The organism is Oxynema mangrovii CENA135, assembly GCF_016632315.1.
GTDB lineage: Bacteria > Cyanobacteriota > Cyanobacteriia > Cyanobacteriales > Laspinemataceae > Oxynema > Oxynema aestuarii.
The window spans coordinates 657,563-679,359 of the sequence record NZ_JAEOXH010000001.1 but is presented as its reverse complement, the minus strand read 5'-3'; the positions used below and the strand labels follow the sequence as shown (position 1 = coordinate 679,359).

Here is a 21,797-nt window from a genome sequence, read left to right as displayed (position 1 = left end):
AATCTCCCTACCGCTTGCGGCTCATTTCGCCTCGATCGGCAAGACGATCTCAAACTCCGTTCCCCGTCCGGGGGTCGAATCGCAGTTCAGTTGGCCGCCATGTTTTTGAACGACAACCTGATAACTAATTGATAACCCCAAACCCGTCCCTTTGCCAGGGGGTTTGGTGGTAAAAAACGGCTCGAACAGTTTGCGCCGCACGTTAGGGGTCATTCCCAAGCCGTTATCGGCGATCCGAATTTCGACCCGATTGCCCGCGATCGCCCGGGTACGGATCGCGATCGTCGGTTCTTCCCCGGATTCGGAGGCATCGCACTCGATTCCTCGTTCTTCCAAAGCGTCGATCGCGTTGGCGAGCAAGTTCATAAACACTTGATTGAGCTGTCCGGCGTAACATTCCACTTTCGGCAAGTCGCCGTAGTCTTTGACCACTTCAATCCCCGGACGTCCCCCTTTGGCTTTGAGCCGACTTTGCAAGATTAACAAGGTACTGTCAATCCCTTCGTGCAGGTTGACGGGTTTTTTCTGCGCCTGATCCAACCGCGAGAAGTTTTGCAACGACAGCACCACCTCGCGAATGCGATCGGCCCCGACTTGCATCGATGACATCAGTTTGGGAAAGTCTTCGCGTACGAAATCTAACCCCATGGTCTCGATCCGTTCGGCGATCGCCTCCGTCGGTTCGGGATAGGCGTCGGCGTACAGTTCCACTAACTCTAGCAGTTCGTTCGCATATTGGCGCGCGTGGGCGATATTCCCGTAAATAAAACTGACCGGATTGTTAATTTCGTGGGCGACCCCGGCGACTAACTGACCCAAACTGGAGAGTTTTTCGGTTTGAATGAGTTGGGTTTGGGTTTGTTTGAGTTCGGCGAGGGCGTCGCGCAGGCGGTGGGCCTGTTCGCGCAAGCGTTGGCGCGATCGCCGCAACACCTGTTCGTTCTTTTTGCGTTCGGTAATATTCTGGGTCATCATCATCCCGGCGATGACTTCCCCAGTATCGTCTTTGAGAGGCAAGACGTGGGTGAGGTAAATCCGACCTGCATAAGGAATTTCGGCGACGGTTTCTTCGCCGTCGAGGGCTTTAGCGTACAACGGCTCGATGATTTCCGCCGTTTCCGGGTCGAACACGTCCCGACAGGTTTGACCTTCCATTGCGGCTTTGGACAGGCCGACTTTTGCCAGTTCGGTTCCTTCCGCGAGGGTATAGCGGTAGTCGCGATCGAACAAACAGACGGCCCCGTTGGGGAAGTTGCGCGCCAAGGTACGGTAGAGGGTTTCGCTGCGGCGCAATTGGGCTTCCATCTGTTTGCGATCGGTGATGTCGAGTCCGACAAAGACCGCGCGGCTGTTGTGGTGGTATTTTTGGGCCCCGAGTAAGTAACTGCGCCGTTGTCCTTCGAGTCCGATGCAGATTTCTTTAGAAATCGTTTTCGTTTCGCTCTCGAAAAATTCCCGGGCGAATTCCGCAAATCCAGGGTGACTTTCTATGAAGCCGACTTCTCGATTGCTAAAATCTTCCGGGCGTAGCCCGAAGGTGCTGGCTAACTGGCGGTTGACGCCGAGATATTTGAGATCGCGACTGAGCCAGGAGACTAAGCCGGGAACGGCATCGAGAACGGCTTGCAGTTGTTCGTTGGCACTTTGTAAAGCGGTTTCGTATTGTTTGCGTTCGGTAATCTCGCGCACGAACGCACAGTGGTATTCGCGATGTTTATATTTTAGGTAGTTCACTCGCACTTCGACGGGGAAAATACGCCCGCTTTTCGTGCGGTGGGTCGATTCAAAGGTAAAGGAACCGAATTGTTTGATGGCTTTCCAATGTTCCGACCAAATATTTGGGGAAAATGCCGGATCGATTTGGTGCAGTTTGAGGGCGAGCAGTTCGTCCCGTCGATATTCGAGCAGTTGACAGGCGGCTTCGTTGACGTAGCTCAGTTTGCTGTCGGGGTCGATCCAAAAGATGGCATCGACGGCTTTTTCGATCGCGAATTGGTGGATGTAAGCCGACTGCTGGCTTTGTTCGAGGGCTTCGTCGAGTTGCTGGCGTTGCTCTTGCGCAGATGCTTCGCGAACGGTGACGATTTCGGCGATGACGATCGCCCCGCTAATTTCGCCGGGGTCGCCGTACCAGGGTTCGATCTTCCACTCGACCCAATCGACTTGACCGTCGGGTTTGATGAGGCGATCTCGTTGGTTGTGGGTTTCGCCGTGGTACAAGCAACGGCGAAAGTTCTCGTGCCATGCTCGGGAGAGGTGAGTAAATACTTCGGCGTGCGATCGCCCGACAATGTCGTTTTCGTCGATGCCGTAATCGTCCAACCACCGTTGGGAAACGGCGATGTAGCGCATTTGACGGTCGAGTAAGGCCATTGGCACCGGGACGGCTCGCGCAAACTGCTCGAAAGCGGTTGACGCACGAATCCCGGACGAGCGGTTTGCACTGGATTGTGGCGACATCGGCGCCCTCGGATGGGTCAGGGTCGAAGTGGTTCGCGAACGGGGGGTGGCGGGTGTCTTCCGCACGGGGGTAAACCTCCTGGATGCTTGTCTTCTGCTGTCAATTCAGTCAAATAGCTACGGCGATCGCTCGGGAATAAAGCTTATTTCAGGCAAAATTGCAGCTTATCCCGATTTTTTTAGCTTAAATAGGCACTCGATTTTTATTTAGCTGATTTAGGCTATGAAAATCGACCGATTGCTGGAACAATCGGCAAATTCTATCGATCTCGCGATCGCCGCGAGCGAGGGTTAAACGTTAGGAAGATGCGGCTGGCACCAGCGCCCCTTTTGGATTTTGTGATGCGTTCCCTGAAGCGAAAATCTTATCCAACCTAGAGGCAGATGCACGCGGTTGAAAGTTCCCCCAGTTGTAAAGTATTATTGCTTATTTTTTGGGAAATGTACGAGCTTTTAAACAAATTGGTCAAATCTTTGGGGGCTTCTAGGCGGCTTCTTTAACTAAATTATATCATAACTTCACATAATTTTTAAAAAATTCAGGTTAGTTTATGACTTCAGTAGCGATCGCTACCGACACGATAAGAAGCTTCTGGGTCAAGACCGCAGCGATCCTTATCCTGACCCAATGTGAGAACCCCCGATCGCCTGACGTCAATCGTCGGATAGGTTAGGAAGCAGACAGTAGGAGACAGTAGCCCGTTGGCGACAGTCAGTTCGCAGACTACGACCACACATCTGATTTTCCGCTTCGTCCTAACTCGATCGCAAAGCTGCCTTAAAAAGGCACGGTTTTCAACCCAAAAACTTTCGTTGGCCTTGATAAACTTGAAACAGTCAGCGCCGACTGAGGCGAACGCCTCGCCGCCATTCGGCAACCGTTCCCTCGGGTTCGGTAAACTGCATTAAATACGAAAATTACTTTCTCAATCCGTGCGATCTTCCTTCCAAAACGGGCGATCGTGAGTTGGACTCCCCACCGAACTCTGATAATTTTGCACAATAGGTTAAGGGAAAAAACCCATAGCCATCCTCATTCACATTCGTGTTTGATTCAATCCTTACTCGTGCCAATTGCGACCATGAAAAGTCCATTTCTCCAACGTCTTCACAGCCCCGATCGCCCCGTCCTTGTCTTCGACGGCGCCATGGGAACCAGCCTGCAATTCCAAAATCTCACCGCCGACGACTTCGGCGGCAAAGAATACGAAGGCTGTAACGAATACCTCGTCATTACCAACCCCGAAGCCGTTAAAAAAGTCCATCGCGGTTTCCTCGAAGTTGGCGCCGACGTCATCGAAACCGACACCTTCGGCGGCACCTCGATCGTCCTCGCCGAATACGACCTCGGCGATCGTGCCTACGAAATCAACAAAAAAGCCGCCGAACTCGCCAAAAGCGTCGCCGCCGAATTCTCCACCCCCGAAAAACCGCGCTTCGTCGCCGGATCCATCGGTCCGGGAACCAAACTCCCCACCCTCGGGCATATCGACTTCGACATCCTCCACGACGCTTTCGCCGAACAAGCCGAAGGCTTAATCGACGGCGGCGCCGACCTCCTGATCGTCGAAACCTGTCAGGACGTCTTGCAAATCAAAGCCGCCCTCACCGCCATCGAAGAGGTCTTCGCTAAAAAAGACTGCCGCCTCCCCCTGATGGTCTCGATCACGATGGAAGTCATGGGAACCATGCTCGTCGGTTCCGAAATTAGCGCGGCCCTGTCCATCCTCGAACCCTATTCGATCGACATCCTCGGTCTCAACTGCGCCACCGGGCCCGACAAGATGAAGGAACACATCCGCTACCTGTCGGAAAACTCCCCCTTCGTCGTCTCCTGCATCCCCAACGCCGGACTCCCGGAAAACGTCGGCGGACAAGCGCACTACAAACTCACGCCGATGGAACTGCGCATGGCCCTGATGCACTTCATCGAAGACCTCGGCGTTCAAGTGATCGGCGGTTGTTGCGGAACCCGCCCCCAACATATCGAACAACTCGCCGAAATTGCCAAAACCCTACACCCCAAAGCCCGCCCGGTCCGTACCTGGGACGGCGACGGCGAACCGCCAAAACGGGACTCGTTCCAATACATCCCCGCCGCCGCCTCCATTTACAGCGCCCAACCTTACGAACAAGACAACTCGTTCTTGATCGTCGGCGAACGCCTCAACGCCAGTGGGTCGAAAAAATGCCGCACCCTGCTCAATAATGAAGATTGGGACGGCTTAGTTGCCCTGGCGAAAGCTCAAGTGAAAGAAGGCGCCCACATTCTCGATGTCAACGTCGATTACGTGGGTCGCGATGGCGTCCGCGACATGCACGAGTTGGTCTCCCGCCTGGTGACTAACGTCACTCTTCCCCTAATGCTCGATTCCACGGAATGGGAGAAGATGGAAGCCGGGTTAAAAGTCGCCGGGGGTAAATGTCTGCTCAACTCGACCAACTATGAAGACGGCGAACCGCGATTCTACAAAGTGCTGGAGTTGGCGAAGACATACGGCGCGGGGGTCGTGGTCGGGACGATCGACGAAGACGGAATGGCCCGCACTGCCGAGAAGAAGTTCGCGATCGCCAAACGCGCTTACGAGGCGGCGATCGCCTACGGTATCCCCCCTCACGAAATCTTTTTCGACCCCCTCGCCTTGCCGATTTCCACCGGGATTGAGGAAGATCGCGGCAACGGTAAAGCCAGCATCGACGCCATCCGCCAAATGCGCGAAGAACTGCCCCACTGTCACATTTTGTTAGGGGTGTCTAATATTTCTTTCGGATTAAATCCGGCGGCGCGTCAGGTACTCAATTCCGTGTTTTTACACGAAGCAATGCAGGTGGGTTTGGATTCGGCGATCGTCAGCGCCAGCAAAATTCTCCCCTTAGCCAAAATTGACGAAGAACACCAGCAAGTTTGTCGCGATTTGATCTACGATCGCCGCCAATTTGAAGGGAATAATTGCGTCTACGATCCCCTCACCAAGTTAACCGAACTCTTCCAAGGTAAAACCACCAAGCGCGATCGTTCCCTCGATGCCAATTTGCCGATCGAAGAACGACTCAAACAGCATATTATCGACGGCGAACGGATCGGCTTGGAAGACGTTCTCGCTCAAGCGTTAGAAAAGCATCCCCCCTTAGATATCATCAACAAATATCTCCTCGACGGCATGAAAGTGGTCGGCGAACTGTTCGGTTCCGGACAGATGCAGCTTCCGTTCGTGTTGCAATCGGCGGAAACAATGAAAGCTGCCGTCGCCTATCTCGAACCGTACATGGAAAAAGGTGAAGCCGGGGATAATGCTAAAGGTACGGTGGTTATTGCCACGGTGAAAGGGGACGTTCACGATATCGGTAAAAATTTGGTCGATATTATTTTGACCAATAACGGCTATCGGGTGATTAATTTAGGCATCAAACAACCCGTCGAAAATATCATCGAAGCCTACGAAGAACACAAAGCAGACTGTATCGCCATGAGCGGTCTGTTGGTGAAATCGACCGCATTTATGAAGGATAATTTAGAAACCTTCAACGAACGCGGCATCTCGGTTCCGGTGATTTTAGGCGGTGCCGCTTTAACCCCGAAATTCGTTCACGAAGATTGTCAAAATACCTATCAAGGGAAGGTCGTTTACGGGAAAGATGCTTTTTCTGACCTTCACTTTATGGACAAGTTGATGCCTGCCAAATCGGCCAACAATTGGGACGATTTTAAAGGCTTTTTGGATGAAGCCAGCGACAACGGTAAAGTGGCTACAGCCGAGTCGGAAGCGGTAGAAACTGCTGAAAGTAATGGCGGTGTTAGCCGTAAATCGGCGAAGAAGAAAAAGCAAGAAGCTGCGGAACCTCAAGCGATCGACACGCGGCGATCGGAAGCGGTAGATATCGCTATCGATCGCCCCAAACCGCCATTTTGGGGCACGAAAGTTCTGCAACCGGAAGATATGCCCCTGGAGGAACTTTTCTGGTACTTGGACTTGCAAGCGTTGTTTGTCGGACAGTGGCAGTTCCGCAAGCCGAAGGGTCAATCTCGGGAGGAGTACGACGAATTTATCGATAAAGAAGTTCGTCCAATTTTAGAGACTTGGAAGCAACGCGTTGTCGAGGATAATTTATTACATCCGCAAGCGATTTACGGTTATTTCCCCTGTCAGGCGGAAGGAAATACGCTGTTTCTTTACGATCCGGCGGAAATGAAAGATGATAATTCTCAGCCGGAAACGGTGGTGGCGACGTTCGAGTTTCCCCGTCAAAAATCGATGCGCCGCCTGTGTATTGCCGACTTTTTCGCCCCGAAAGAAACGGGTATCGTTGACGTGTTCCCGATGCACGCGGTTACCGTGGGCGAAATTGCGACGGAATACGCGAAAAAACTGTTTGATTCGGATCGATATACGGATTATTTGTATTTCCACGGTATGGCGGTACAAACGGCGGAAGCGATGGCGGAATGGTTGCACGCGCGCATCCGTCGCGAGTTGGGATTTGGGAGTGAGGAACCGGATAATATTCGCGATATTTTGCAACAGCGTTATCGCGGTTCTCGTTACAGTTTTGGTTATCCCGCTTGTCCGAATATTGAGGATCAATACAAGCAGTTGGAGTTATTGGGGAGCGATCGTATTTCGATGTACATGGATGAAAGCGAACAGCTTTATCCTGAACAATCGACGACGGCGATTATTACCTATCACCCGGTAGCGAAATATTTCAGCGCCTGATGGAAAGTAGGGTGGGCAATTTTTGCCCACCTTTATACTATTGGTTCCCGGTTATTTGACGGCAGAGGATTGAGGCGATCGGCTGTTGAGATGAAGACTCCGATCTACTATAATGAAGGATTATAAGTACAGGACAAAAGTTGTAAAGTCTGGTGAAAAGAGTCGTGAAATAGAGACAGATTAGAGAAAGTGCGGCGTAGAAAACCGAAGCCAGTACGGAAAAGACTCTTGGAGCATCGTCCGTGAGCCTTCAAAGGAATAGGTGAACATTGGTGAATCCACAAACCCACCTTCATAGCCCAAGTAAAAACCAGGCTAAGCAAGGCCAGTAAACGGTTCAAGCGCTCGGCGTCGTTCAAGTGAGTCGATTCGAGACAGAAGCCCCGAGTCATGAATGCTCCGAACAGGTTTTCAATGCCCCAACGGCGAGCATAATCTCTCAGGGCCATTTCGGGACGAGAGTCAGTGATGAGAATCAGCAATGCCCCCGAATCAACCAGACGAGAACCGATGACGTCAACCTGTCGTCCCCAAAACCAATGCCGACCCGAACGCATGTTTGATTCTCCCGGTTCGAGAGAATCAAACATGCGTTCGGCGCGACCACGAGTTCCTTCTGACTGAGGACGAATCGGTTCGCTGTGGCGGATGCGTAACCGGAAAAGAATCTCAGGGCTGGAGACAGGGGTGGAGAGGCGATCGCCTCCCACCCGTCAAGTTCGGTCTGCTTATATCGTTCTGACTCGATGTCCGATATCGCGGCGGTAGTAGGCGCCCTCGAAATCGATACAGTTTACCGCGTGATACGCTTTGGCGAACGCACGGTCGAAATTATCGGCGATCGCGCTGACCCCCAACACCCGACCGCCAGCAGTGACCAATTCTCCCGCCTTGACCTCAGTTCCGGCGTGGAAGACGATCGCCCCCGCGTCGGCGGCGCGATCGAGTCCCGCAATTGTTTTACCATTTTCGTAAGACCCGGGATAACCGCCGGACGCCATCACCACGCAAGCAGAGGCCCCGGATTTCCAGCGCAAAGGCGGAAAATCGGCCAATCGCTTCTCGATACACGCCAACATCAACTCGTCTAACGGCGTCTCCAACAACGGCAAGATCGCTTGAGTTTCCGGATCGCCAAAACGGCAGTTAAATTCCAACACCTTCACCTCTCCCTCGGGAGAAATCATCAATCCGGCGTAGAGAATCCCGCAATAGTCGATTCCCCGTTCTTTCAATCCGGCGATCGCCCGTTGCAACACCTCCGTTTCGACCCGCGCCATCATTTCATCCGTCACTACGGGCGCCGGGGCGTACACCCCCATCCCCCCCGTATTCGGTCCGGTGTCTCCTTCCCCGATCGCCTTGTGATCTTGGGCGGGTAACAACGGGCGAATCGTTTCCCCGTCCGTAATCGCCAATACCGAAGCTTCCTGTCCGTGTAAAAACTCCTCGACGACGACGCATTCCCCCGCCATACCGAATTGACCGCCAAACGCCGCCACGATCGCCGCTTTCGCTTCTTCCACCGTCGCCGCGACCGTCACGCCTTTCCCCGCCGCCAAGCCGTCCGCTTTGACCACGATCGGCGCGCCGTAGCGATCGACAAACTCGAAAGCGGCGGTTTTTTCGTCCTCGGTAAAGACACCCCATTGTGCCGTAGGAATGCCGACATCTTTCATAAACCCTTTCGCCCAAGACTTGCTCGATTCCAATTGGGCGCCTGTTTGAGTCGGACCGAAAACGCGAATGTTCTGCTGTTTCAAATAGTCCGCCAGTCCGATCGCGAGGGGAACTTCCGGACCGATGACCACGAAGGCAATCTCGTGATTTAACGCCACTTCTTTAATACCGTGGAAGTCATCGACTGCCAACTTGATATTCTCACAGCGTGCCATCGAAGCCGTGCCGCCGTTTCCGGGAACGCAGACGACGCCCTCGATCTTGTCTGATTGTAAGAGTTTCCAGGCCAGGGCATGTTCCCGACCACCATTGCCAACCACTAAAACCTTCACAGTATCCTACTTTTCCTCGCGCTCGTCGAACTCGGTACGCCCAACCGCCGATTTGAGGGAGGCGGGCGCTTTTTTTGCAAGCTAAATTGTAACTCTATGTTAGAAAAAGATCGCGCGTTCGATGTAAGTCGATCGCCTCGTCCGCAGGGTAGGGGAGTTCGCGATCGAGTTGTTTTGATTTCACTTATTAATTTTGCGGTTCAGTCATGACTCAAAATATTGTTACTGGTGTTGCTGGCTTTGTGGGATCTCATCTGGCCGAAACCTTACTCGATCGCGGCGATCGCACGATCGGTATCGATGAATTCAACGATTATTACGATCCGAGGTTCAAACGCAAAAATATTGAAAGTTTCCGCGATCGCCCCAACTTCGAACTGATCGAAGCCGACATTCGCGATTTAGACTGGAACGCCCTTTTAAACGGCACCGATTTCGTCTACCATCAAGCCGCCCAAGCCGGAGTCCGTGCCAGTTGGGGTCAGGGATTTCGCTCTTACACCGCCCGCAATCTCGACGCCACCCAAATGATTCTCGAAGCGGCCAAAGGCTCGAAAAGCTTGCAACGGCTGGTTTTCGCCTCTTCCTCCTCGGTGTACGGCAATGCAGAAACCTTGCCGACCAGCGAAAAAACTTGCCCACAACCCGTTTCCCCCTACGGGATCACCAAACTCGCCGCCGAACAATTGTGCTTGCTTTACTATAAAAACTTTGGGGTTCCCGTGTCGGGATTGCGCTATTTCACCGTCTACGGACCGCGACAGCGCCCGGATATGGCCTTTCACAAGTTTTTTAAAGCCGTTCTCGAAGACGAGGCGATCGCCATCTACGGGGACGGAGGGCAAACCCGCGACTTTACCTTCGTCAGCGACGCGATCGCCGCTAATTTAGGCGCCGCGAGTTCCCCGGAGGCGATCGGGGAAGTATTTAATATAGGCGGCGGCAGTCGGGTGTCTCTGATCCAAGTGATCGAGACCATGGAACAAGTGGTCGGTCGTCCGATCCGACGGGACTATCAACCTTCGGCGATCGGCGATGCCCGCCATACCGGGGCCGACGTGTCTAAAGCCAACAAGGCGATCGGGTATCAGCCCAAAGTCTCCCTCGCCGAAGGATTGCGGCAGGAATGGGAGTGGATTCAGCAAGTCTATTAGACTGGTGAAAGCGGGTATCTTGCCCGCTTTCACCAGATTTTCATCCGGTCAAATTCAATCTAAAATCTAAAATCCCCCATTTTCTAACTTTTCACTTCTGCATACATCGCCTTAAACCGCTTCACTTGCACTTTGCGATCGACGATCGCCTGTGGATAACCGCACGCTTCCCGTTCTAACGGGGAAATGTTGCCGGAAATCAAGCACTCCGTATCCATGGAAGCTAATTCGGGAACCCATTGACGAATGTACTCGGCATCCGGATCGTATTTTTGCGCCTGACTCGATGGATTGAAAATGCGTAACGGTTTCGGATCCATGCCACTCGAAGCACTCCACTGCCAACCGCCATTGTTGGCCGATAAATCGCCGTCGAACAGTTTTTGCATGAAATATTTTTCGCCCTTGCGCCAATCGACGATCAAATCTTTGGTTAAAAAACTGGCGACGATCATCCGACAGCGATTGTGCATCCATCCGGTTGCGTTGAGTTGGCGCATGGCGGCATCGACGATCGGATAACCCGTGCGTCCTTCGCACCAGGCTTGAAAATGGGCTTCGTTATTTTCCCAGGGAAAGTCTTTCCAGCGATCGCGATAGGGCCCTTCGGCCAGTTCGGGGAAATGATACATGACCTGTTGATAAAATTCCCGCCAGGCGAGTTCTTTGCGCCAGGTTTCCACCCCTTGGCGGGCTTCGTCGCTGCGGCAACGTCCCTCGGCTTCTACGGTAGCGGCCCAGACGGTGCGAATGCCGATCGCCCCGAATTTAAGCGCCGCACTCAGAGAAGAGGTGCCGTTTTTGGCGGGAAAGTTGCGCTGTTCGTCGTAGTCGAAGATGGGGCGATCGCAAAACCATTCCAATTGTTCGCGGGCGGCGTTTTCTCCCGGTTCGAGCAGTAAATCGGCGTCCCAGGTCAATCCCAGTTCGGCTAACTCCGGTAACTCGCGAACCCCAGCGTTGCGGGCGCTTTGTCTCTCACTCTCGCTCAAGGCGATCGCCCCGTCTAACGCGGGAACGGGTTCGGCTTTGTCTCGTTTGGCCCAGTTTTTCCAAAAGGGGGTGTAAACCGTATAGGGTTTATCCGTGGTGGTGCGAATGGCGTCGGGTTCGTGCAGCAGTTGATCCCAGAAGGTGCGAACTTCGATCTTGTCCCTTTCTAAAGCAGCGCGGACCGCGCGATCGCGCTGTTGGGAATACGGTTCGACATCGAGATTCCAATAGACGGCCCGCGCCCCCAATGCCGAGGCTAATTTGGGGATTCCTTCGTCGGGATTGGCGTGGAGAATCAGTAACTCACTCCCGGCGCGGGTGTAACTTTTTTGTAAATCTTGCAAACAGCCGAGCAGGTATTTTACCCGGGCGGGGGCGATATCGTCAGCTTGCAAAATTTGCGGGTCGAGGCAAAAGACGCCGACCACTTTGGCGCTGCGATCGCGCGCTTTCGCCAGTCCGAGATTGTCGCTCAGGCGCAGGTCGCGACGGTGCCAAAACAGGATCGATGGATCGGTCATGGGGGAGCGGTTTTAGATTTTAGATTGTAGATTTTAGATTGTAGGGGGCAGGCTGGGAGGGCGGCAATACTTGGGTTTTTAGGAAAGGGGTTCGACGGTAGGCGAGGGGGAGCGATCGGGATTGGAGAGCGCGATCGTGCCGACCGGAATCGAGCGAACGGGAATTCCCCCTAGTAGCTCGGCGAGTTTTGTCAAAGAATAGAACCGTAGGTCACAATAATTTGAGTAGGACGCCCCTGCGGTACGCCTGCGAAGTTGTGGCCTTCTCAGAATCGCTATAGAGGAAAAAGACCGTGGATAGCAATAATCTAATCAAGCAGTTATTAATGATTGGGGTGGGTACCACCTCGTTAGTTGCCGAAAAACTGCGGGAAGTCAGCGACCAATGGGTGAAAGAGGGCAAACTCAATCCGGAACAAGCCAATACCTTCGTAGACGACCTGATGAAGCAGATGAAGGCGGAACAGGGCAATTTTGAAGCGCATTTAGAACGGCAGATGCGCAATGTCATGCAGGATATCGGCGTTCCCCGACAGGCGGAAATGGACGAATTGCGCGGGCGTTTGGATCGTTTGGAGCGCCAAATTCGGGATTTAGAAAATAAGTTATGGCGTTAGATCGGCGATCGGGATGCGATCGCGCGACCATTGATGAGAGACTAGGAAATCGCAGAGACGTTGAGGCTATAGAGGAGGACTGATTTTGCGAGAAATTTTAATCAGTTTGGGCGTCATGCTGGCGTGCATCGTCGTGCTGGTGGTCGCTCAACTTACCGATCGCGGTGGCGAGGCGATCGCCGGAGAAACGGAACCCACCCAACCCCAAACCGAGGTTGTACAACCGAAAGCCTCGAAACTCGCCGAGCGGTTGATGTCCCCCACTCAAATTGCCCGCGCCGAGACGAGTGCAACGGAAACATCGGGGGAAACATCCGGGGAGTACGAAACCACGCCTTCGGGTTTGAAGTATAAAGATATCGTCGAAGGAACCGGGGCCAGTCCCCAACCGGGGGATACGGCGATCGTTCATTACACCGGACGCTTGGAAGATGGGACAAAATTCGACAGTTCCCGCGATCGCTCCCAACCGTTCTCGTTCAAACTCGGTGTCGGACGAGTGATTAAAGGATGGGACGAAGGGATTGCCACGATGAAAGTGGGCGGACAACGGGAATTGGTGATTCCACCGGAACTGGCTTACGGCGATCGCGGTGCGGGTGGGGTCATCCCTCCCAACGCTACCTTAGTTTTCGATGTGGAATTACTCCGAATTGGCACTTGAACGAATTCGGACTCTAACTTGACGATTCAAGGGAAAAACCGGGTTAAAGGCCCGGTTTTTTGATGTGAAATCAGATGGAAAGCGCTCTAAGCCGAAACGATATAAGGAGAGTCGATCGCCGCCACCTGACCCGTCGCGACCAACGCCTGATAAACCATGGCCGCCACCTCGGCGCGGGTTGCCTGTTGTCGGGGTTTGAGTTGTTCTTGATTGGGATAGTTGACGATCAGGCGGTGGCGAACGGCGGTGACCACCGCATCCCGGGCATATTGATGGATCTCGTCTTTATCGGCGAATTTATACAGAGACCCCGAATCGCCGCCGGACAAGCCCAAACCGTTGACTAAGGACAGAACGATCTGAATCCGTTGGACGTTTTCATTCGGCTTGAACGTATCGGCAGTATAACCGGAGAGGAAACCGCCGCGATAGGCTTTTTGAATCGGTAAATAGCCCCAATAGGTATCCGGGACATCTTGAAAATTCGCCGATTCTCGTTTGGGCGACGGATCGAAGGCTTTGCTGAGGAGGGCCGCATATTGCACCCGAGTCATCGGCGCTTGTGGCTTGAACGTGCCGTCGGGGAAGCCGTTGAGGATGCCGCGATTGACCAATTCGACGATAAACGACTGCGCCCAGTGGCCTTGAATATCGCTCAACGGTTCGGGAATCAAGCCACTGGCGGCGACGATGTAGGGGGAGGAGATCGCCTCAGCTCGACCTTTAGCGACTAAGGTTTGATAGATAACGGCGGCGACTTCGGCGCGGGTAATTTCGCGCATGGGGTTGAGTTCGGTCAGTTCGGGATAGTTCACCACCAGACCGTTATGGGTGGCGATCGCCAGAATTTCCGTAGCATAGCTGGGGATTTGGGCGCGATCGCGGTAATATCCGAGCAAATTGGTGTTGCCGTCCCGTAAATTTGCCCCATTCACCAGAGAGACAAACGCCTGCACCCGGGTTAACTTATCGTTCGGGCGAAACGTCCCGTTCGGAAAGCCCGAGAGAAAACCCATGCGATTCGCCTTGACGATCGCCTCAAACGCCCAGAAATCCGCATTAATATCCGAAAATTGGCTCGCCTCGCGCTCGAAACGTTCGTCAAACGCCTTGGCGACGATCGCCGCATATTGCGCCCGGGTCAAACTTTCATCCGGTTTAAACGTATTGTCGGGAAAACCGCTAATCCATTGGCGATCGACCATCGCTTGAATAAACCCGGCGGCCCAATGTCCCCGAATGTCCGTTAACGTCGTCCGCACGGGCGGCGGCGTAGAAGACGGCGGTTCGGCATCCGGCGGCGGACTCACGGGCGGACTCACGGGGGGCGTTTCCGACGGATTCGGATTCGGTAGGGGAACCTCACTGGTGACAAATTCCACCGTCCCTTTCACCTTCGCCGGGTTGAGTTGGTTACCCACGGAAATAATCGTTTGATTGCTCGTACTTTGCAAATCGTAGCCGCCATTGTCGAGAATGATATTCTCGCCGGGATTTTCGCTCGTCCCCAAATCTGGCAGCGCTTTCGCAATTACGGTAATCCCATCTTGGGCGTTATTTTTAATGTAGTTTTTCCGCAGCACCGGGCGCGCGTCGCCGGAAATCACCAAACCGCAGCGATTTTCAATAAATTTATTCCCCGAAATAAGCGGCGCACTAGTGTCCCCCACGGTCATCCCGTAACCCGTTTTTTGAAAAACATTGCCGCGAATTTCACCTTTTGCATTGCGCGTGCAAGAAATGCCGTTGGCCGAGTTCCCGGAAAAAACATTATTGACGACGATCGCCTTCGCCGTTCCCGTAATAAACACCCCTTCCCGGGCCGAACTGGCAAAAGTATTGTTGGCGATGCGCGGCGAGGTCGATTCCACCCAGACGGCGGTTCCGCGACTGGCAGAGTTCGTCACCGACACGCCGCACAGTTCGGCCCCCTCGTCGAGACGAAGGGCGATATTTTGGCGGGCGAACGAAGGGCTGATATATTCGCCACTCCCAGAAATTAAATAGCCGTTGCCTTTTTTTGCTTCGTTACCGACCAGTTTGACCCCAGAGGGAACCACGAGGGGAAATTTTTCGCCGTTGTTGCTGCTGTAAGTGGCGCTGGCGAGTTGCACCGTCGTTCCCGCCGTCGCTTTTTGCAAAGCTTCTGCGATCGTTTTGAGGGGGTCGGCTTCGCTTCCGGAGGCGCGATCGCGACCGATATAAGGATTGACATAAACGGTAGGCATGATTGAAAACCGAATTGAGATTGATTCAGAATTGCGATGGTAAAAACAAGGGGGAAGAAGAGAGAGAGGATCGATAGAAAAGTCTAAATCGTACTGAGGCCAAGCCAATCGACGCAAGGACGGCAACGAGAGCGAGCGGGGGAAAGGTTGGCTGGTTTAAACTGTAACGTGGGCAAGAGGAGTTAAGATAAAATTTGAGTGGCGAATTGAGGAAATCTGGCCATGGTAGCCCCGTCCGAAACCCACATCCACTCGCCAGTTGTCTATCCCGAGCGTGACGGTCAGCCGATGGCCGACAATACCCAACAGTTTCGCTGGATTACGGTCATTCACTTTAATATCGAGTGGCAGTTTGCAAACGATCCCAACGTGTTTGTCGCCAGCGATTTATTGTGGTATCCGGTGGAAGGTCAGCCGAAAATTCGCCAAGCACCGGATGTGATGGTGGCGTTCGGACGACCGAAAGGCGATCGCGGGTCGTATTTGCAATGGCAAGAAGAGAATATCGCCCCGCAAGTGGTCTTTGAGATCCGTTCTCCCGGGAATCGCCAGAAGGAAATGGATAAAAAACTACTGTTTTACGATCGCTACGGCGTGGAAGAATATTATCTTTACGATCCCGATCGCCACGACTTGAGCGGTTGGTTGCGCCGGGAGGGGCGGTTGGAGGCGATCGACAATATCGAAACATGGGTCAGTCCGCGCCTGCAAATTCGCTTCGAGTGGACGGAGACCGAGTTAAAACTCGATCGCGCCAATGGCGAACCATTTAGCAGTTACGCCGAAGTACAAGCACAACTCGATCGCACCCGACAGGCATTAGAAAGCGAACGCCAGCGCGCCGAAAGCGAACGCCAGCGCGCCGAAAGCGAACGCCAGCGCGCCGACCGCCTCGCCGAACGATTGCGCCAAATGGGTATCGATCCCGAAGAATTAGAATGAGGTAAAAGGCACAAAAACAAGAGTAGAGACGCACTCGGGTTACGTCTCTACTCTAGGAAAGATGGAACAGGGAATCCACGACGACAGTGGAGTGCCTCATCGAGGAGGCGAGTGCACTAACCCGGGGGTTAGCAAATCAAATCTCCTAACTCGTCTCGCAGGAACTGGACGCCCGTTTCGACGCCTTCGACTAAAAAGCGCACTTGACCGTAAGCCTTATTCAACTGCCGACCTTCGATAATTAATTCTTGGGCCGGAAAATTTTGAATGACTTCGAGCAGGGAAACTTGACTGTCATCGCTGGCGGAATTGACGATACTGGCGCGCAGGGCTTCAATCACCAATCGCCGCGATGGCGGGTGAATCACCTGACCGATTTCATAAAGCACTAATTCCCCGAGGATGAAGTTGAGCGAATCGTCTAAGATGCCCAAATTCGCGGGAATTTGTGTGGTCAAGACATTGCGGAACAGTTCCGGTTCTTGGTCGGTAACGCTAATAATGAAATCGACCACATTCGATCGCTCTCCAGTCGTGGCGAACATTTCGAGATCGCTGACTGGAATACTCAAGCGTTGCGGACCGTAAGTCAGAGTGACTTTCTCGACGACTTTCTGTTGGGCGACTGTGGGGGTCGTGTTGAGGACGACCACGGAGGTGGTGGCCAAAAATACGGCCAGAGCCAGTGCCACCCACTTAAACCATCGTTGAGCAAACCGTGTCAACCCCTGACCAAGGCTCAGCCGTAAAGGAAGACGAAATTTCATATCTATTACTCCCGTTCGACGATGGATTTTGGCTCAGTTCTCCAAGAGAAAAGAGAACCGAGCGCACCCCGTCGAGAGCCAGGATCTGGGGGAGTACCCCCCGAGAACTCCCGACCTGATGGGGTTCGGCGCGATTAGTTGGGCCACGCCAAGTTCGAGGTCGAAGCGCGACTGAAGGCTTCGAGACTGGGGGCGTCAAAATCAGAAGCAAAATCGCCTTCACAAACGAGGTCGTACATGAAGTTGCTGACGACTTCGATCACGGGTCGGACATCTTCGGCGATGAAGCTGATTTTATTGTAAGCTTCGGCGAGGAGTGGACCGTTGACGGAGATGCGATCGACGGGGTAGTAACGCATGACTTCGAGCAGTTCGATGGTGCCGTCGTCAGCCGCTCGTAACAAGGCTTCGGTGACGTCTTCGACATCTTGGCGCAATCCTTCTTCACCGATGACCGGTTCGATACGAGAGAGGACGTACTGACCGATCGAACTTTGGAGGATTCTTTCGAGAAAATCGCGAGTGACGGGAATTTCTTGATTTAACAAGGTTCGCAGGTCGCTCGCGTCTTGGTCGGTGACCCCCAAGCGGGTTCGGAACACGTCGGGTTCTTGTCCGGTGCGTGCAAAACTTTCTAATTCGTTTAAGGTGACATTTTCGCTGGAGCTGCCATAAATCAATAAGATTTCATCGGCAGCGAGGGCGGACGGGGTATGGAAGAAAAAGACTGTCGAACTCACTAAAACGAGTGCCAGCAAAATAGAGAAATATTTTTGACTGGTACTCTTTAAAATCCGGCTTGTTTTGCGGATGGTTTCACCGAGATCGAACCGAGAAGGAAAAGACATACCTTTACTCCTGATACAAAACTCAGATCGATTGGTTTGACGATCTTGACTGCTTTCAGACTAGAGTATACCGTAGGAAACTTTTCTGAAGAAAAGATTGCGATTTTGGCGTTCTCCTCTAGGAAGATTCACGGAAATCTATAGGGGAGAGGGAGAGGAAGGCGGCTCGGGGTCGGAACGATCGCGCCGTTGACCTTCGATCGCGCTTCGATCGCGCTTCGATAGTACCATTGGGGATTGAATTTTAGAGCGATCGCCGCCGAAATCGTTACATGGGTAGCGATGGCGGACGATCGCCCCGACTGACGGTCGAACCCTTTCACCGAATCGACCGGGATCCGGGGAGGCGATCGCGCCGCGCCATTTCTAGGTGAAAAATGGCTGAGAATTGACGACAACGGGGACGGTTCGATTTCTTTAAAAGTTCCCCGTTCTCTTTTATTACCAAGGCAAAAAATATGAAGACAAAAAGCAGCGATCGCCTGAACTCGTAGGCGATCGCCCTCTAACTTTTAGAAAAGTTTCACTGACGCGGGGAAATCACCAGGAAGAAGTCCGTTTGTTTGGCACTCTCGCTTCCCGAAGTCGATAGACTCAAACTGCGAATATTTCCTAAAATTTGCGTGATAAAAAAGGCGGGATTAATTCCTTCTTGATTTTGAGGAAATAAATTATTAACGAAGGCCAAAGTCGAGCCGACATTGAGGTAAAAATAGCCGTCGTTGGGCTGGGGAAACGGTTGAGTTGCCGTCTGAAAGGTGTAGGAATCTTCTAAAGATAAATACGGTTTGGGATTGAGTTCTTCCATCGGGCCGATCCCGGTGGTGACGAGCAGGAGGTTGTCGTCTAACCAGCCGTAAGAGAATGCGCTTTGCACTTCTCCTGTTTCCTCGTTGGTGACTTGCCAGTGGGTGACCCCATCGGTGTCGATCTGGCGGGTATGGATCGCGACGGCGTCTTGAGAGACGTCTCTAATGTAGCTTTCCAGGGTGCTAAAGAAGCTCTCGGCGGCGGGGCGATCGCTGGTCTCGACCATCAACCCGATCCCGAACTGCAAGCGGGGATCGACCGCCGGAAACAAGCCGCGTTTGCTGGGGAAGAAAAACACCCCATATTCGCCGTCCATCCAGCGAATAATATCCTCGTCCAAGTCTAAATTGAGGGCTTGACGGACGGCAGCGCGAAATTGGGTTCCCCAATTGGGCATGGCTTCCGGGTCTGTAGAAGGTTGGGGAACGATCGCATTCCACAAGCTATCAAAACCGCGACTGGTCAAGGCGAGATAGGTGGAGGCGGGAAGACGGGAGGGAAGGGCGGCGAGGGAGGGCGGCGAGGCGTTTTCCGGTTGGGGAGTGCGGTAGGCGGTGGTCGATCGCGCGCGCAAGCCGTTGTTATCGATCCAGAAGGCGAAATCGATCGCCTCGTAAGTGTCGGCAGTGCGATCGAGGGCGTTGTTAAACCCTTGGGAACCCGGCATCGGCAGGGGTAAGGGAAGCGGTACCGGGGGGAGTTCCGGGACTTCGGCGAGGTTGAAGCGCCGCAGGAAATCGGTGTCGGTGTAGCCGACAAACAACGATCGCCCAAACTCCGGTCGGGCGATCGTGCGTTGGAAACGGGCATCGTCGGCGAGTTTGGGCTGTCCGGTTTGGCGACTGTCGAGCCAGCGCTCGATCGGTGCGGCGCCGGGAGCAGCGACGAGATACCCGTCACTGACGGCGATCGCCAGAGGGGGAACGATCGGTGGCGGCGGTTCGGGAAAGTCTTCTTCGGGAAAATCGGCTTCGGGAAAGTTTTCTTCGGGAAAGGGGGCGGGTTCCGGTTCGGCTTGGGCGATCGGCCATTGGAGACCCTTCGCCCCGCCAAAGGGCAATAAGCGCTTGAGAATCGGAGATTTCACCGCTCCCGAGGATTTGAAGGGGGCGGGGGTCAATTCCAGTTCGCCCGGAGCTTCTGAGGGCGTCGGTTCGTCGATCGCGAGTTCTTCTTCGGGCCACTCGAACAGGGTCACCCCTTGGTATTCCCGGCGCCGAACGGCACTTTCCCGAGTGCTGGCGATGCGATCGACGATCTCTTCGACCGCGATCGTCTCGGTGAGGGGAGCCAGCATTAAGGGCGATTCTTCAAACGTGGCGACGCTTTCCGGGGTACTCGGCGGCATCAGGGCAATGGCGACCCAATCCCCTAACGCGGGTTGAATGGTTGCGGCAAAATCGACGCTGGCGGGGAGGTAAGGCAAAAATCCCGGGCCGACAAAGGAGGGTGGTAGACCCACAAACCGTTTTAAGCCGTCCCAGACCCTGGCATCCCCATTGAGAAGCACCAGACCGCCGATCTGTGCGGGCAAGACTTCGGCAACTTTCGGTACGGCGGGGCTAGGAGTCTCTACGGTAGGGGTTTGAGCGACGGCCACTCCAGGCAGCAGCGCGATCGCGGAGAGGATCGATAAGGACGTGCGATTGACCACCAATTTTTTACCCTTGTCGAGATTCACAGAAAGACTAGCTTATCGGAGCGTCTTTCGCAATTACAGGTGCCGTCAGGCTTTATGGCGAAAGCTCCCCGGGATTGACCAGGCGCCCTATGAATAGGAGACTTCCCGAGGTATTGTCGCGAATCAGGAAGATGAAGGGGCGATCGGCCCGAAACTCCAGGGTCGAGTTTTGGGCGCCGCGCACGCCGCTAGCGACTGCACTGCTGGCGGATGCTTCCGTTCCCTGTTCGTTGACGGTGATAAAGGTTTGCTGGATGGCGGCGGAGAGATAGAGATCGCGGCTGTTGTCGATCCCGGAAAAATCGGCAGATTTACTAAACGCACTCGGCATTCCCAGGCTGGAGAGGACTTGACTCAGATCCAGTTTCGATTGCAGTTCAAATTTCGGCAACCAGATGTGGGCGCTGAGGGGCTGTTCTGTGGACCAACCGCGATCGAGATCGGAAAACCATCGTTGGAGATTTTCGGGGGTGATTTGGGCTTCGACTCGTTGGAGTTCGGCGGTCTGAGTCGGTAATAAGATGACGGTGGAAATAGTGGTATCGCGATAGGGCAGATCGAGCAGGGTCAGGTCGTCGTATTCGACGATGCTGGTCGGGTTCATCAGTTGGTACATCATCGGGACGGGTACGGTCTGTCCCGGGGCGATCGCAAAGGGGGCCGATTCGGTTCGTTTGGGGGAAAAGGGCGAAAACCACTGGGCTTTAAAGTAAACTGTGTTGGTTAAAATCAGCCGCGTGTTGGCGCCGATATCTTTGGGGCGTAAAAGGTTCTGAATTCTGCCGTTGCTGCGTTCGGCAATCCATTGGTTGATCGTTTCTCGGGCAAGTTCGGGCTGCTTGGCAAAGTCGATGCGGGCGAGGGAGGCTTGGTAATGTCGGGCGATCGTTTCTACGAAGGGGTCTTGAAACGGGTAATTTTCCTGTCCCCACAGGCGATCGATCGATTCGAGACGCGGGATACCTTCGGCTTGGTGGGGCACAATCACGACCAGGGAGGCAAAGGCTTCGTGGACTCGTGGTTCCGGTAAGCTCAAGTGCAGGACTTTGGCGATTTCTGCTGCCGTCTGACCTCGCGCCCCGGCATAGGTCATGGCTAAGGATCTCGACAAACTGTAAGGGGCGATAAACAGGTTTCCCGGTTGCTGACGCAGGTGATGATAGAGATCGAGGGCAAAAGCGTTGTTGTCTTTTACCAAGGTGGCTACGTCTGCGGGGAGGTCTTCGGCGAAGCTTTGAGCGAGTTGGCGCTCCTCCTGGGCGATCGGGGCTGAAATTGCGGGTGAAATTGCGGCGGATGAGGCGATCGCGCTGCTGGAGGTCAAAACAGGGGTAATGGCTCCTATGGATGCGGCGATCGCCCGGTAAACCCAATGGACATTCATG

The 21,797-nt window shown here is 53.8% G+C and carries 15 protein-coding genes and 1 pseudogene; 5 read left to right on the top strand and 11 right to left on the bottom strand.

All coding sequences use genetic code 11. The features are described from left to right. Nucleotides 1–21: 21 nt before the first annotated feature. Both JJD41_RS02675 and JJD41_RS02670 read right to left on the bottom strand, forming a co-directional pair. A complete protein-coding gene (locus JJD41_RS02675) occupies nt 22–2,526 on the bottom strand; it encodes a PAS domain-containing protein (RefSeq protein ID WP_370583703.1) in 2,505 nt (834 codons plus the stop codon). A 491-nt stretch (nt 2,527–3,017) separates the two neighbouring features. Beyond that, nucleotides 3,018–3,194 carry a hypothetical protein gene (locus tag JJD41_RS02670; RefSeq protein WP_200664597.1) on the bottom strand — a complete coding sequence of 59 codons (177 nt, stop codon included), beginning with the start codon at nt 3,192–3,194 and terminating at the stop codon, nt 3,018–3,020. A gap of 348 nt (nt 3,195–3,542) precedes the next feature. On the opposite strand from JJD41_RS02670, the gene metH reads away from it, so the two are divergent. Further along, on the top strand, nt 3,543–7,175 hold the full coding sequence (gene metH / locus JJD41_RS02665) for a methionine synthase (protein ID WP_200664596.1): 3,633 nt from the start codon (nt 3,543–3,545) through the stop codon (nt 7,173–7,175). Nucleotides 7,176–7,282: 107 nt separating this feature from the next. Here metH and JJD41_RS24555 read toward each other — a convergent pair. Together JJD41_RS24555 and purD are read right to left on the bottom strand one after the other, a co-directional pair. Next, nucleotides 7,283–7,885: pseudogene (locus JJD41_RS24555) on the bottom strand (transposase family protein); the annotation flags it as partial. An 18-nt stretch (nt 7,886–7,903) separates the two neighbouring features. Next, entirely contained in the window at nt 7,904–9,187 is a 1,284-nt protein-coding gene (purD, locus tag JJD41_RS02660) for a phosphoribosylamine--glycine ligase (RefSeq protein ID WP_200664595.1), read from the bottom strand. Nucleotides 9,188–9,393: 206 nt separating this feature from the next. On the opposite strand from purD, the gene JJD41_RS02655 reads away from it, so the two are divergent. Then, a complete protein-coding gene (locus JJD41_RS02655) occupies nt 9,394–10,341 on the top strand; it encodes a GDP-mannose 4,6-dehydratase (protein WP_200664594.1) in 948 nt (315 codons plus the stop codon). An 83-nt stretch (nt 10,342–10,424) separates the two neighbouring features. Here JJD41_RS02655 and JJD41_RS02650 read toward each other — a convergent pair whose 3' ends face one another. Then, nucleotides 10,425–11,855 (bottom strand): FAD-binding domain-containing protein, encoded by a 1,431-nt coding sequence (locus JJD41_RS02650; RefSeq protein WP_200664593.1) that lies wholly within the window; start codon nt 11,853–11,855, stop codon nt 10,425–10,427. Between the two features lie 293 nt (nt 11,856–12,148). Between JJD41_RS02650 and JJD41_RS02645 the strand changes: the two genes are divergently transcribed. Together JJD41_RS02645 and JJD41_RS02640 are read left to right on the top strand one after the other, a co-directional pair. Next, a complete protein-coding gene (locus JJD41_RS02645; protein ID WP_168570499.1) occupies nt 12,149–12,472 on the top strand; it encodes a phasin family protein in 324 nt (107 codons plus the stop codon). Between the two features lie 85 nt (nt 12,473–12,557). Next, on the top strand, nt 12,558–13,136 hold the full coding sequence (locus tag JJD41_RS02640) for an FKBP-type peptidyl-prolyl cis-trans isomerase (RefSeq protein WP_200664592.1): 579 nt from the start codon (nt 12,558–12,560) through the stop codon (nt 13,134–13,136). 86 nt (nt 13,137–13,222) lie between these two features. On the opposite strand, the gene JJD41_RS02635 is transcribed toward JJD41_RS02640, so the two are convergent. Continuing rightward, complete coding sequence (locus tag JJD41_RS02635) at nt 13,223–15,364, bottom strand: S-layer homology domain-containing protein (protein WP_200664591.1); 2,142 nt, start codon at nt 15,362–15,364, stop codon at nt 13,223–13,225. Nucleotides 15,365–15,586: 222 nt separating this feature from the next. On the opposite strand from JJD41_RS02635, the gene JJD41_RS02630 reads away from it, so the two are divergent. Then, complete coding sequence (locus JJD41_RS02630; protein WP_200664590.1) at nt 15,587–16,306, top strand: Uma2 family endonuclease; 720 nt, start codon at nt 15,587–15,589, stop codon at nt 16,304–16,306. A gap of 128 nt (nt 16,307–16,434) precedes the next feature. Here the strand turns inward: JJD41_RS02630 and JJD41_RS02625 are convergent, their stop codons facing one another. From JJD41_RS02625 to JJD41_RS02605, 5 genes are all read right to left on the bottom strand, one after another. Further along, nucleotides 16,435–16,998 carry an alpha/beta hydrolase gene (locus JJD41_RS02625; RefSeq protein WP_200664589.1) on the bottom strand — a complete coding sequence of 188 codons (564 nt, stop codon included), beginning with the start codon at nt 16,996–16,998 and terminating at the stop codon, nt 16,435–16,437. A gap of 209 nt (nt 16,999–17,207) precedes the next feature. Continuing rightward, nucleotides 17,208–17,921 carry an alpha/beta hydrolase gene (locus JJD41_RS02620; RefSeq protein ID WP_200664588.1) on the bottom strand — a complete coding sequence of 238 codons (714 nt, stop codon included), beginning with the start codon at nt 17,919–17,921 and terminating at the stop codon, nt 17,208–17,210. A gap of 128 nt (nt 17,922–18,049) precedes the next feature. After that, nucleotides 18,050–18,319, bottom strand: a complete 270-nt coding sequence (locus JJD41_RS02615; protein WP_200664587.1) for a hypothetical protein — start codon at nt 18,317–18,319, stop codon at nt 18,050–18,052. A 125-nt stretch (nt 18,320–18,444) separates the two neighbouring features. Then, entirely contained in the window at nt 18,445–20,412 is a 1,968-nt protein-coding gene (locus tag JJD41_RS02610; RefSeq protein WP_200664586.1) for a DUF3352 domain-containing protein, read from the bottom strand. 52 nt (nt 20,413–20,464) lie between these two features. Next, the gene (locus tag JJD41_RS02605) at nt 20,465–21,796 is read right to left on the bottom strand and encodes a serpin family protein (protein ID WP_200664585.1); all 1,332 of its coding nucleotides are present in this window, start codon (nt 21,794–21,796) and stop codon (nt 20,465–20,467) included. Between the last annotated feature and the right edge of the window lies 1 nt (nt 21,797).

What these genes read in the sequence shown, in the direction of transcription:
- JJD41_RS02635 (WP_200664591.1), bottom strand. Translation starts at nt 15,364, where the DNA reads ATGCCTACCGTTTATGTCAATCCTTATATCGGTCGCGATCGCGCCTCC.
- JJD41_RS02620 (WP_200664588.1), bottom strand. Translation starts at nt 17,921, where the DNA reads ATGTCTTTTCCTTCTCGGTTCGATCTCGGTGAAACCATCCGCAAAACA.
- JJD41_RS02630 (WP_200664590.1), top strand. Translation starts at nt 15,587, where the DNA reads ATGGTAGCCCCGTCCGAAACCCACATCCACTCGCCAGTTGTCTATCCC.
- metH (WP_200664596.1), top strand. Translation starts at nt 3,543, where the DNA reads ATGAAAAGTCCATTTCTCCAACGTCTTCACAGCCCCGATCGCCCCGTC.
- JJD41_RS02655 (WP_200664594.1), top strand. Translation starts at nt 9,394, where the DNA reads ATGACTCAAAATATTGTTACTGGTGTTGCTGGCTTTGTGGGATCTCAT.
- JJD41_RS02650 (WP_200664593.1), bottom strand. Translation starts at nt 11,855, where the DNA reads ATGACCGATCCATCGATCCTGTTTTGGCACCGTCGCGACCTGCGCCTG.
- JJD41_RS02605 (WP_200664585.1), bottom strand. Translation starts at nt 21,796, where the DNA reads ATGAATGTCCATTGGGTTTACCGGGCGATCGCCGCATCCATAGGAGCC.